The sequence below is a fragment of the Terriglobus sp. YAF25 genome, assembly GCF_052113305.1.
GTDB lineage: Bacteria > Acidobacteriota > Terriglobia > Terriglobales > Acidobacteriaceae > Terriglobus.
Genome location: NZ_JBFRCY010000159.1, coordinates 1 through 11981 on the forward strand (window position 1 = coordinate 1; position 11981 = coordinate 11981).

The 11981-nt window shown below is 57.7% G+C and carries 13 protein-coding genes and 1 tRNA gene; 4 read left to right on the forward strand and 10 right to left on the reverse strand.

Going from position 1 to position 11981, the window contains the following annotated elements; translation table 11 throughout:
* Positions 1 to 1169: decarboxylating NADP(+)-dependent phosphogluconate dehydrogenase (gene gnd / locus AB4043_RS08625; protein ID WP_442306864.1), on the reverse strand; the 1169-nt coding region annotated here is incomplete at its 3' end.
* Between the two features lie 23 nt (positions 1170 to 1192).
* On the reverse strand, positions 1193 to 1540 hold the full coding sequence (locus tag AB4043_RS08630) for a hypothetical protein (protein WP_442301310.1): 348 nt from the start codon (positions 1538 to 1540) through the stop codon (positions 1193 to 1195).
* Between the two features lie 612 nt (positions 1541 to 2152).
* Here AB4043_RS08630 and AB4043_RS08635 point away from each other — a divergent pair.
* Both AB4043_RS08635 and AB4043_RS08640 read left to right on the forward strand, forming a co-directional pair.
* Positions 2153 to 3424, forward strand: a complete 1272-nt coding sequence (locus AB4043_RS08635; RefSeq protein WP_442306865.1) for a PAS domain-containing protein — start codon at positions 2153 to 2155, stop codon at positions 3422 to 3424.
* A 137-nt stretch (positions 3425 to 3561) separates the two neighbouring features.
* Positions 3562 to 4263: a YoaK family protein gene (locus AB4043_RS08640; protein WP_442301312.1), complete on the forward strand. Its 702-nt coding sequence runs from the start codon at positions 3562 to 3564 to the stop codon at positions 4261 to 4263.
* 218 nt (positions 4264 to 4481) lie between these two features.
* Here AB4043_RS08640 and AB4043_RS08645 read toward each other — a convergent pair whose 3' ends face one another.
* The 8 genes from AB4043_RS08645 to modA form a co-directional block, all read right to left on the reverse strand.
* Positions 4482 to 5648: a glycosyltransferase family 87 protein gene (locus AB4043_RS08645; protein WP_442301313.1), complete on the reverse strand. Its 1167-nt coding sequence runs from the start codon at positions 5646 to 5648 to the stop codon at positions 4482 to 4484.
* Between the two features lie 168 nt (positions 5649 to 5816).
* A tRNA-Lys gene (locus AB4043_RS08650) sits at positions 5817 to 5892 on the reverse strand.
* 168 nt (positions 5893 to 6060) lie between these two features.
* On the reverse strand, positions 6061 to 6888 hold the full coding sequence (locus AB4043_RS08655; protein WP_442301314.1) for a sigma 54-interacting transcriptional regulator: 828 nt from the start codon (positions 6886 to 6888) through the stop codon (positions 6061 to 6063).
* A gap of 70 nt (positions 6889 to 6958) precedes the next feature.
* Entirely contained in the window at positions 6959 to 7384 is a 426-nt protein-coding gene (locus AB4043_RS08660; protein ID WP_442301315.1) for a BrxA/BrxB family bacilliredoxin, read from the reverse strand.
* A gap of 35 nt (positions 7385 to 7419) precedes the next feature.
* A complete protein-coding gene (locus AB4043_RS08665) occupies positions 7420 to 8430 on the reverse strand; it encodes a UDP-N-acetylmuramate dehydrogenase (RefSeq protein WP_442301316.1) in 1011 nt (336 codons plus the stop codon).
* A gap of 7 nt (positions 8431 to 8437) precedes the next feature.
* A complete protein-coding gene (locus AB4043_RS08670) occupies positions 8438 to 9130 on the reverse strand; it encodes an ATP-binding cassette domain-containing protein (RefSeq protein WP_442306866.1) in 693 nt (230 codons plus the stop codon).
* Entirely contained in the window at positions 9123 to 9791 is a 669-nt protein-coding gene (gene modB, locus AB4043_RS08675; RefSeq protein WP_442301318.1) for a molybdate ABC transporter permease subunit, read from the reverse strand. Before modB ends, AB4043_RS08670 begins: the two co-directional genes overlap by 8 nt.
* A 37-nt stretch (positions 9792 to 9828) precedes the next feature.
* A complete protein-coding gene (gene modA / locus AB4043_RS08680) occupies positions 9829 to 10254 on the reverse strand; it encodes a molybdate ABC transporter substrate-binding protein (RefSeq protein ID WP_442306867.1) in 426 nt (141 codons plus the stop codon).
* Between modA and thrC the strand changes: the two genes are divergently transcribed.
* Positions 10211 to 11536 carry a threonine synthase gene (gene thrC / locus AB4043_RS08685; protein WP_442306868.1) on the forward strand — a complete coding sequence of 442 codons (1326 nt, stop codon included), beginning with the start codon at positions 10211 to 10213 and terminating at the stop codon, positions 11534 to 11536. The two genes, modA and thrC, sit on opposite strands and share 44 nt — an antisense overlap.
* On the forward strand, positions 11533 to 11981 hold a 449-nt coding region (locus AB4043_RS08690; RefSeq protein WP_442306869.1), incomplete at its 3' end, for a homoserine kinase. The genes thrC and AB4043_RS08690, both read left to right, overlap by 4 nt.

An 11981-nucleotide genomic window follows, 5' to 3' on the forward strand; every position in this document is an offset into this window, starting at 1 on the left:
GTCCAGTTGGTGTGGAAGAACTCGCCACGGGGCTTGTCGACCCGCTCATAGGTATGCGCACCGAAGAAGTCACGCTGGGCCTGCAGCAGGTTTGCCGGCAGACGTTCGGTCCGGTAGCCATCGTAGAAGGCCAACGCCGTGGAGAATGCCGGAGTCGGAACGCCGCTCTCGATAGCGTGAACCAGAGCCTTACGCCACGACGCGTGATACTCGTTCAGAATCTTCGAGAAGAAGTCGTCCAGAAGCAAGTTCTCGAGCTTCGGATTCTTGTCGTAGGCGGCCTTGATGTTGCCCAGGAAGACCGAACGGATGATGCAACCACCGCGCCACATCAGTGCGATGCCGCCCATGTTCAGGTTCCAGCCCTGTACCTTTGCAGCCTCACGCAGCAGCATGTAGCCCTGCGCATAGCTGATGAGCTTCGAGCAGAAGAGTGCGCGGCGAACGTTCTCAATAAAGGCCTTCTTATCAGAGCTGTTGTCTGCCTTCGCAGGGCCCTGCAGCACCTTCGATGCGGCGACGCGCTCTTCCTTCAGCGCGGAGAGACAGCGTGCGAAGACGCTTTCGCCGATGAGCGTGACCGGCATGCCGTTGTCCAGAGCGTCGATCGCGGTCCACTTGCCCGTGCCCTTCTGGCCGGCGGTATCCAGAATCTTGTCGAGCAGAGCCTGGCCGTCATCGTCTTTCTTGGCGAAGATCTCAGCGGAGATCTCGATCAGGAAGCTGTCGAGCTCGCCCTTGTTCCACTCGGCAAAGACTTCGTGGAGTTCATCCGCAGTGAGTCCCAGACCATCCTTAAGCAACTGGTAGGCTTCGCAGATCAGCTGCATGTCGCCGTACTCGATGCCGTTATGGACCATCTTTACGTAGTGGCCTGCGCCGCCTTCGCCCACCCAGTCGCAGCAGGGAGTTCCATCTTCGACCTTCGCCGCGATGCCCTGGAAGATCGGCTTTACTGCCGGCCATGCTTCAGGGTTGCCGCCAGGCATGATCGATGGGCCGAAGCGTGCACCTTCCTCACCGCCGGAAACACCGGTGCCGATGTACAGAATGCCCTTGTCGGCGAGCTCCTTGGTGCGGCGGTTCGAGTCCGTAAACAGAGAATTACCACCGTCAATGATGATGTCGCCCTTTTCCAGGTACGGGACGATGGAATTGAGAAATACCACAACCCACCGGTGCGATTAGCGTCTCAGTCAAAGAACCCCTTAGAGGAGGCATCCCCAAGTGAACCTGAGTATTCGTCTACTTGTTGCGATGTTTTTACTGCTGCTTCCTGCCTAAGAGGGGCAGCAGCCTCAACAGGATGCCCAGCGAGTACAAGCCGTGCAGCCATCGCCAGCCTGACAGGTAATAGACAGACCGTGCCGGTGGATTCGGGCAGCACGATCAGTGCGGCCAGTATCCGCCGCTCCAGCAGACTCATGTCGTGGCTCGCGGCCAGGGAATCGAGGCGCACGAGATGCATGATGTCCCGTATAGCGTTCCTTGGCTGGCCAATGAGGTGGTCGGCAATCAATTGCTTCGGCAGATTCTTCAAGTCTCACCTATCAAAGCGCAACGAAATCGGAGGGCACCTGCAATTCCGCGGTCTTGAATGTCGTGGGCGCAAATGCAGCCGGTTGCGGCCTCTGCCATAGATGGCAGTCTTCCTCCTCCGATGGTTCTGCGGTCTGCTGCAGTTGTGGCACGCTTCGAGCGAAGGCAAACAACGAGAGAGTGATTCCGTAGAGTCTCCTGTAGGTGTAGTCCAGAGCTTCGACATCCTATGGGCATTTTCCGCAATGAAGACTCCGCTGCATGCCCKTCCGGGATACACGGCAACAGGCTCTAGTGTCCTGAGTCTGAAGTCCTTGCCGTGAATGTTGTCATCCTGAACGTTCGGTGTCCCCAGTGAACTTGTTCGCTGGGGTGATTAGTGAAGGAGCTGCTTCTTCAACGCTTTCGGATGGCAAAGCTGTTCATGATTTATGTTGCGAACTTTAGACTCACCCCACTAGAGGACCGGGTGCATTCTTCGCCAGGTGCTGTTGCTCTTGTCCACACGCGGGAACGAAGATGCCGCCTCCATAGTTGAGAGTGAATCGCATGATTCGGTCGGCATTTTTTTCGAGCAAGTGCGGGGTATACTCAAGAGCCATAGACAGGATTGATGGTGCTTCATAGGGTCTTCAACGCGCTTGGCAACCTCCCCCTCCGGTTGTCTTTTTGGACTGAAGTGGCTCTCGGAGCTCTGGTTGCGTGCATCCCATTTGGCTTGAGTCTGATAATGGCTCCCAACCATCGGTCGCCTTACCTGCTCTCATATCCGGCAGTGATTCTGAGTGCCTGGGTTCTTGGTTTATCAGGTGCGATAGCTTGCGCCGTCGTGTCCGGATGCGGGATTGAGTATTTTATCTTCGCGACGCATCGCATCAATCTCACTCCTGATTCGAGTGGGTGGTTGTTCCGGGAGTGCGTCTTTATCGTTGGGTCGATCTTCGTGGGCAGCCTCACACGTATTGCAGCGCGGGAGCGTGAAGAAGCGAAGACGGTAAAGCTGGAACATGAGCTGACACTCTCGCGGACGGAAAGCTATCTTGCGCAGGAGCACGCCCGCGCCAGCGAGTTAGCCCGAGAGAATCAGGTTCGCATCGAGATGGCGCTTGATGGTGCGAATGCCGGTGTGTGGGAATGGGATATCCAGTCCAATCATGAGATCTGGTCGACTGGTTTCTATCGTCTACATGGCATCGATCCATCGCTGCAGGCCGGTAATGAACTCTGGCGGCGTATTGTCCATCCTGACGATGTTGAGCAGGCCGAACGGGAACTCGAGCTTGCCGTCCAGCGGAAAGATTCCTGCTATACCGAATACAGAGTCGTCCTTCCAGACGGCACTATCCGATGGATTGCTTGTCAGGGAGTCACACAGCTTGATGATGCCGGAGAGGTGCGCGGAATCACAGGATACTGCGGAGACGTAACCAGGCGAAGGCTGACAGATCAAGCACTTTTGAGAACCGAGAAGCTAGCTGTTGCCGGCCGCTTGTCGGCCGCGATCGCGCATGAGATCAATAATCCGCTGAATGCCGCTATGGGGTTGTTGTTTTTGCTGAAAGACAGCGGGTTAAGCCCGGAACAGACTCACCATGTTGAAGAGACCGGGCAACAGCTCGAACGGGTTGTGGAGATCACGCGGCAGACCCTTCAGATGTCGCGGAGCACGTCAAAGTTTGTTGCCATAAAACCCGCGGAACTTGTGAACGCGACGGTGCGTTTGCTTTCCCCAAAGCTGCATCTCGCCAAGATCGCGTTCGATACTGAGACTGAAGGGAACGCGGAGGTTCTTGGTTCTCCTGGTGAGTCATCATGGAACGACCTGTTCCATCTTCATCCCTTTTGTACCCACTCAAGTTTGAGTTGTCTCGATTTGAGACAGTGACTTAATCTCGGACACCGACATATATCTCTGCCTCCATCCAACTAGACTGTGCGGCGGCAGAACAGCAAGCTTGCTCCGCGGCCGTTCTATTGCCGGCCTGCCGCAGTATGATCAGTGCGGGAGGGAAGGATCGATTGGTGACAACGAGCCCTGCCACCGAAACCGATACGAGACTGGGAGTATCGACACACGCTCTGCTGGCGTTTGCCGGTGGCTACCTCGACGCATTTACCTACATCGGGCATGGCCATGTCTTCGCGAATGCAATGACAGGGAATGTCATCCTGCTCGCGATTGATCTGGTGACCGTCGCCTGGCAGGATGCCGGTCGTCACTTCCTGGTGCTGGTGATGTTTCTGCTTGGTATTGCAGCAGCAAGGCTGATGCGGCATGAGTACATTGCCCCCGCCATTCGTCTTCCGGAAGCTGCAGTGCTGGTGTTAGAGATCGCAATCCTGATGTGTCTGAGCTTTTCTACAAGCTACGGCGCGTCTCTCGGGATATCCATGGCAATCGCATTTGCCGCTTCGCTCCAGGTGGCCACGTTCCGGCAGGTTAACAAGCAGAGTTATAGCTCGACATTTACGACGGGAAATCTGCACACGATGATGAGGAGCTGGCTTGCGTGGCTCGTCGCCGGCCGATCCGCGGATGACCTGCAACAGGCAAAGGTTTTTGCTCAAATCTGTGGGATGTTCTTCTTAGGAGCTGTTCTCGGGGCGTACTGCACCCCACGTTTTCATAACCACGCGCTTTGGGGCGAGTGTTTCTTCCTGCTGGTCGTGCTGGTGAGGGTCGTGTTGGTGAGAAGCAAATACCTCTCCCTCGCAGAGAGGTAGATTGCCATCCAGCAAGCGGATAGCCACATAATCGGAGAAGCTAAAGCATTTCTCCTAAAGGTGTAGAGCGAAGCTTTGACTGTTTGCGCCGTTTTCCTTCGAAGAAAACGGCATTCGCAGATTTATCCAACGCTACAGTATTAGGAGAATTGCTCTAAAGCAACCGGAACATTTACTTTTACGATCACGGTCACGGATTTGTTGAGCTATTCGGGGAGTCAGACGTTCTCGATCGCGATAGCTGCATCCTTCGCCGGCGGCTCAGATACGTTCATCGCCTGACGTTGGTAGATTTGTCTCGCAAAGTACCAGCCTAGCCATGCCATGCTCAGCCACATGTTAATGTGCGAGTGGAGGCTTGATAGCAAAGCAATATAAGACAGGCTCATGATCACAAGCAGGAGTGAATCGAGCTTTGGCTTCATGAGGGCAATGGCGACGAAAGCGATGGATTGGTCGGTGAGCCAAGAGTAGGGTGCAACAGCCAACGAAACCAGCACGAGCAGGGGAATGCGTTGCTCCCAAGACCAATGTTCGCGATGCCTGATGAAATGGCATAACGACCAAATCGAAGCAAGCGCAGTCGGTATCAGTTGGGGCCATACTGCTTTAAGCTTCAACGCGGTGCGGAGCGCTGACCCGAGGGCTGGAATAAACTCATTTTCGATGCCATTGCTTCGAATCATTCGAGCATAGTCTGACCACACCGCGTGATCGAAATAGATCGGCACGACAGAGCACACGACCACCGCAAAGATCATCGCGTAAAGGACGCGATACCGTCTTCGATATATGGCCCAGGCCACTATGGCGACCATCAGTGGGGCAGCCAGATGAGGCTTAATAAGACAAAGAGCGAGGAACGAACCTGCTAAGTAAGGCCGCTGCTCGTTGAAGCGCAGGAACATCGCAATGCCCAGCAAAGGAAAGATCCCCGTCTGTCCCATAACCAGGCAGAGTAGGCACGGGACGAAGCTGTAGCCGAGGAATCTCGTATAAGAATCCCCATCGACGAGAAGCTCTACCGACGTAACCAGGCAGCCGATTAGGAATAGAAGCCAGCAAACGTACGCGACACGAGAAGGCATGAGCCCGATTGGCAGTGTCAGAAATAAAGCGTTCGGGGCATTCCGCATCATCATCACGGGGTAGTTGCGCGGATAGCCAGCATCGACTTCAAGGGAAAAGATGGTTTGCGGATCATAGGGATTACGATGTTCCAGCAACTGCCTGCCGCTCGCCCAATATGAAATGAAGTCGTGGGTTCCTGCATGGCTGCCAGTCAATGAAGTGGCTAAGATCGACCAATTTAGAAGCGAACCGACGACGACCACGGCCAGAGCTATGAAGTAGATGACGCTCGGCTTTGGGGCTACCTCGCTCACGTTGTCAACTCGCCTCAGCTTTCCGGGGAGGGCTTCCACGCTACCATGCGCCCCCCAAAAAATTAAAGGAGAAAATACATGCCGCCGAAGATTTCTCCGCCTGCAGCGCAGGAGCTGGAGGTTCTGGAACTCATCGTTTGGAAAGTTATGAATACTGAATGGGGCAGATGGTGGACGCGGAAGGAATCGAACCTTCAACCTGTCGATTAAGAGTCGAATGCTCTGCCAATTGAGCTACGCGTCCGATGGGTTGTTCTCAGCCCTCGCCGATGTGCTGGCCAGCGCTGAACACTTTATTGACTATAGCACAGATCACACGCAAGACGAACCGGCCCCTGTTGAGAACATGGTGCCGATGGTGGTGCTCGTGAAGAAATAGCAAACGCAGGCCCAGAATGACCGCGGCCCGTAGCTATGCCTCCAGCATGCGGTACAGTGTCGAGCGGCTGATGCCGAGCAGCTCTGCTGTGCGTACCTTGTTGCCTTCGCACTGTGCCAGCACCCCACGCACGTGGCGAGAGATCAGGTCATCCAGACGGACGGGCAGCGAATCTGCTTTCACCGGCGATTCCGGCTCTGGAAGCGAGATCGTATGAATGACAATTCCTTCCTGTTGCATGGCGGCGTTGTTCAGCACGCTCTCTAGTTCGCGAATGTTGCCAGGCCACGAATAGCTGCGGAGTATTTCCATGGCCTCACTCGAGATCTCCATAGCCGGCTTGTGATATCGATCTCCAGCGCGGGAGAGGATGTGCTCCACAAGTAATGGCAGATCTTCCATGCGCTGCCGCAGCGGTGGCACCTCGATCTCGACTGTCGAGAGACGGTAATACAGGTCTGAGCGGAACTCACCGATGGCGGCCTGATGCCGCAGATTACGATACGTAGCCGCGATAATGCGGGTGTCGACCATGCGCATCAGGCGCAGCAGCTTCGCCTGAACGGCGGACGAGGTGTCGCCGACTTCATCCAGGAACAGCGTTCCACGAGCGGCTGATTCCAACGACTCTTCAATGGTTGCAGCAGGGTCGTAGACCAGAAAAGGCTCGTTCGCGGCAGGGCTGAGTTGATGCAGGGTACGCGCAGCAAGCTCTTTGCCGGCGCCGGTTTCACCTGTCAACAAAATGGTGCGGAAGTGTGGCCCAATGCGCTCGAGCTGTAATCTCAACCGCTCCATTGCTGGACTGCTGCCAAGCATCTCGAAGAACCGGGGCTGGGGAATGTATTCCATAACAGACATGGCTCACTTTCTCCATCGGCCAATCCAATGGAAAAGTGAGCCATGTCTGTAACAAAAGAGTTTTCTAAACTTACGCTGTGGTTTTGGCGCAGTAGGTGTCGAAAGCCCGCTGCAGCTCCTGGGCGATAGCGGGAGCAGTCGATGTCTCGATCGCCGAGCGCTGCATCAGGTATACCAACTGTCCATCACGCAGAATGGCGATCGACGGCGAGGTCGGCGGATGTCCGCCAAAGTAACCGCGCGCCTTTTCGGTGGCCTCACGGTCCTGACCGGCGAAGACAGTAATGGACTGGTCCGGGAGAGTGGGGTTCGACAGGGCCATGCGAACGCCGGGGCGCATCTTACCGGCAGCGCAGCCACAGATCGAATTCACAATCACCATAGTGGTGCCAGGCTTGGCCAGGGCTGTGTCCACTTCGGTCGCGGTGCGAGCCTCTGCGATGCCTGCGCGGGTCAACTCTTCGCGCATGGGGATGACCATGATCTCTGGGTACATTATTCGGATTTCCTCCAGATTCCATTGTAAATGGTCTAGAGCTCGACCGGTTCCTGCTCCAGACGAATGCCGAAACGGGTTTCCACACCGGCCCGCAGATGGTCGCGCAGGGCCAGAATCTCCCCCGCCGTCGCTCCGCCGCGGTTGGTGAGGGCTAACGCATGTCTGGTGGAGAGTCCAGCCTGGCCGAGAGTAAAGCCTTTGTGGAAACCGCTGGCCTCCAGAAGCCATGCTGCCGACAGCTTCACACCTCCGGGTGCGGGCCAGTGGGGTACGGTGGCATGGCCGGTGGCGATGGACTCGTAGACCTCGGCCGGAACGACGGGATTCTTGAAGAAAGACCCGGCGGACTGGGTATCCGCATCGCCGGGAATCAGAACCATGCCCTTGGTTGCGCGAATCTTCCGGACCTTGGTCGCAACCTCCATCAGCGAGGGCGTTTCACTCGGCAGAAACGCGCGCTGCAGATCGGCGTAGGCCAACGATGGAGCACCGCCGGGTAACAGCCGGAAGCTCACCGCCGTGACGATATACCGGTCGATGTCCTCGTGATTGAAGCGAGAACGACGGTAGGCAAAGCCACATTCTGCATTGGTGAACACGAGCGGTGTGAGTGTTGCCCGATCGATAGCGCGAACCTGGGTGATGGTCTGCGAGACCTCCTGCCCATAGGCGCCCACATTCTGGACTGGCGTCCCACCCACCGTGCCGGGAATGCCTGCGAGGCACTCAATGCCTTGTAGGTTCCGCTCAGCGGCAAGCTGCACCAGTGCATCCCACTCTTCGCCCGCCGCCGCTATCAACGTGTGGCCCTGCTGCGCGATCCCTTTCAGCGCAATGCGAATCACCAGCCCATCGAAGCCGCTGTCATGTACAAGCAGATTGGAACCGCCTCCCAGGACAAAGACTGGAATACGCTCTTCCCGTGCGAAACGCAGCGCATCAAAGATCTCGGTTTCGCCGCCTGCCTCGACGAAGAGACGAGCCGCGCCACCGACCTTCAACGTGGTGTAGGGTGCGAGCGGAATGTTCTGCTGGATACGCACGGACAGACTACAGAGTAAAGGTTCGTGACCCATCGAGGCTGCGCAAGAGCTGAAGGCGTTCCTCGGCGAGCACCTCCTGCGCCGGTCCCTGAGCTGCGATGCGTCCCTCATGAAGCTTGATCACTTCCGCCTCCAGAAGAAGCGCTTCCGTGACATCATGCGTGACGGAGAGGATGGGAAGCCTGTGCTCGCGCGTCCATTGCTTGAGCGTGAGCAGAAGCTCATCGCGCAACGTCTGCTCCAGCCCGGTAAACGGTTCATCCAGCAGCACCAGGCGCGAGTACCTGGGCATCAGCGCACGGGCTACGCTGACGCGTTGTGCCTGGCCACCGGAAAGTTGTGCCGGATAGCGCTCCAGAAGATCGCCAATACGGAACAGGCGAACCAGATCCTGAAACCGCTCGGCATGGAGCTCCTGTTCCCGCTTGAAATCTCCCGTCGGGAGTTCGCGGCCAAATTCGAGATTCCCTTYGACCGTCATATGTGGAAACAGCGCAGCCTGCTGTGAGGCGAGGGGGATATGGCGTTTCCAGGCTGGTGCACCTCCGCGCAACCCGGCGATGCTGCGAAGGATGGTCGACTTCCCGGAGCCTGACGGTCCGAAGAGTACCGTCCACGGCGAGCGCAGCACCACAGTGACGTCAATCGTGATGGAGTCCAGCGTCGCGGTGATATGTTCGTGCAGCAATGGCTCAGACAAGGCGAGTGCTCCTTTGTCCGGCTCGCCAGTGGACGAGCAACAACGAAACAAACGAGAAGACCAGCAGAAGAAGAGCCGTGCGATTGGCTGCAGCAAAGTTGAAGTCGGCAACCTGATCGTAGAGCGCGATGGAGAGGGTCCGCGTTGCGCCCGGGATATTGCCGCCCAGCATCAGCACGACTCCGAATTCGCCGACGGTATGGGTGAAGGTCAGAATCCCGGCGGTCAGCAACGATGGACGTATCAGCGGCATGGTCACCCGTACAAAGACAACCGAGGGCCGGGCGCCCAGCGTCGCTGCAGCCTCCCGCAACTCTGGCGCGATCGCCATCATGCCGCTGACCAGGGGTTGTACGGCGAAGGGAAGGCTGTACAGCAGGGAACCTATCAGCAGCCCCGTAAAAGAGAAGGCGAGTGGATGTCCGAGAGTCGTTGTGATGACGCGTCCGACTGCGGTCGTGGGGCCAAGCAGCACGAGGAGGTAAAAGCCCAGCACAGTCGGCGGCAGTACCAATGGCAGAGCAACCAGCGCTTGCACCAGCGGACGCAAACGGCTTTGTCCGTGGGACAGCCATGCCGCCAGCGGGAGTCCAAGGCACAGCAGAATGGCGGTCGTGGTGAGAGCCAGGCGGAATGTCAGCCACAGAGCGTCGAGATCCATCGGTGAAGGACAGTGTACCGGGGCTTTTGTGACGGACTCACTTCACCGGCGTGAGTCCCAGGTCAGGGAGGTGCGGCTGAACTTCGCTCGAGAGAAACCAGTTCAGAAACGCGTGAGCCGCATCGCGCTGGGCTGAGCTGCGCAGCACGACTGCTGTCTGCGTGATGGGGTTATAGCTGGCAAAAGGGAAGAGCACGAACGTCCCGGACTGTTTGAACTTCGGGGAGACTGCCAGCGTCTTCGAGATGATGGCAAGTTCGGCATTCCCGGTGAAAGCAAACTGGCCGGCTTGACCTACGTTTTCAGCGCGCACARGGTGATCCTTGACCTTGTCCTGGAGCTTGAGAGCTTTCAAGGCCTCCACTGCAGCACGGCCATATGGGGCGTGCTCCGGGTCGGCGATCGCAAGGGACTTGAGATTGGATGATTCCAGTGCCGACAGTTGGAGGTGCGGTGCGCGCATTGCCGGTACGGATGCGACCTCCAACTTTCGCTGTGCCCAGTGCGGTGAGCTGTACGAAGTGGTTTACCCGTGGTCGTCCGATGGCGCTAACCTTCCTAATGCGGGTGCGCTCCGCTGGCTGTGGCAGGAACGCCGCTCTTCCACCCTCCCGATCGATCAGAGCGGTGTCTGGCGTTTCCGCGACCTGTTGCCGATTCTTGACGATCCATCCCATGCCGTGACCCTGCGTGAGGGCAATACACCGTTGTATGAGCTGCCTCGCTGCGGGAAGATTGCCGGCGTGGACTGGCTGCTGGCCAAGCACCAGGGCATGAATCCAACGGGCAGCTTTAAAGACACCGGCATGACCGCCGCTCTGTCGGTCGCTGCCGAGCGAGGCTTCAAGGTGGTCGCGTGCGCTTCTACCGGAAATACCTCAGCCGCCATGGCCGCCTATGCCGCGCGCGCCGGCCTTACCAGCATCGTGTTTATTCCCGAGGGCAAAATCGCCTGGGGCAAGCTGTCGCAGTCCATGGACTATGGCGCATTGACCATCCAACTCAAGAGCGATTTCGATGGCTGCGTCCGGATCCTGAATGACCTGGTGAAGCGTTTGCCAATCTACATGCTCAATTCGGTGAATCCCTATCGGCTCGAGGGGCAGAAGACGCCCGCTCTCGAGATGGTGGAGCAGATGGACTGGCAGGTGCCGGAGCACGTGATCGTCCCCGGCGGCAACCTGGCCAATAGCTCCGCGCTCGGCAAGGGATTCGAAGAGATGAAGCGCCTGGGCCTCATCAGCCGTGTTCCGAAGATCTCAGTGATCCAGGCGCACGGTGCAAATCCGCTCTATCGGGCCATGCAGGCGAGTGGCGGAGAACAGCTTGAGCCTGTTGTTGCCGATACCCGGGCAACCGCAATTCGCATCGGCAATCCGGCAAGCTGGAAGAAGGCTGTGCGGATTATCCGCGCTACCGGCGGATGGGTGGAAGAGGTCTCCGAACAGGAGATCGCCCAGGCCAAGGCCGAGATTGGTGCTGAAGGCATCGGTTGTGAGCCGGCCTCCGCCGTGACCCTGGCGGGCCTGAAGAAGCTTACCCGGGACGGGCGCGTTGGACGCGAGGAGCGGGTTGTCCTGCTGCTGACCGGCCACACCCTGAAGGATCCGGASTACACCATCGATTTTCATCGTGGAACTCTGTTTTCGGACCAGGAAGCTTCTTCGTTGCGAAAGCCGCCGATCGTGCTGGAAGCTCAGACCGACGCGGTTCTCAAGGCGCTTGAGAGCAGCATTCAGTTATGACCGTATCTGTAAGAGTCCCTGCAAGTTCTGCCAACCTCGGGCCGGGATTCGACGCCCTCGGTATGGCGCTGGCCATGTATCTGGAAGTCGATGCGGAGGTCTCCGAACAGACCTCCGTCGCCGCTTCCGGCCGGGATGCGCAACTGTGCGGACGGCTCGAACATAACCTGATCCTCGAGACAATTGGCGATCTTTTGCGGGCGTCAGGTCGCCCTGTTCCGGGCCTTAAGCTGACGCTTCGGAACGATATTCCGCTGGGGCGTGGCTGCGGTTCCTCCGCTGCCGCGATTGTGGCCGCGGTGCTGCTGGCCAATCAGATTGGTGGATTGGGCTGGAACGAAGCTCGCCTGCTGCGGGAAGTCACGCGGATTGAGGGACATCCTGACAACGTGGCAGCAGCGCTGTTGGGCGGGGTTGTAGCATCGGCCATGCAGGTGGATGGAGA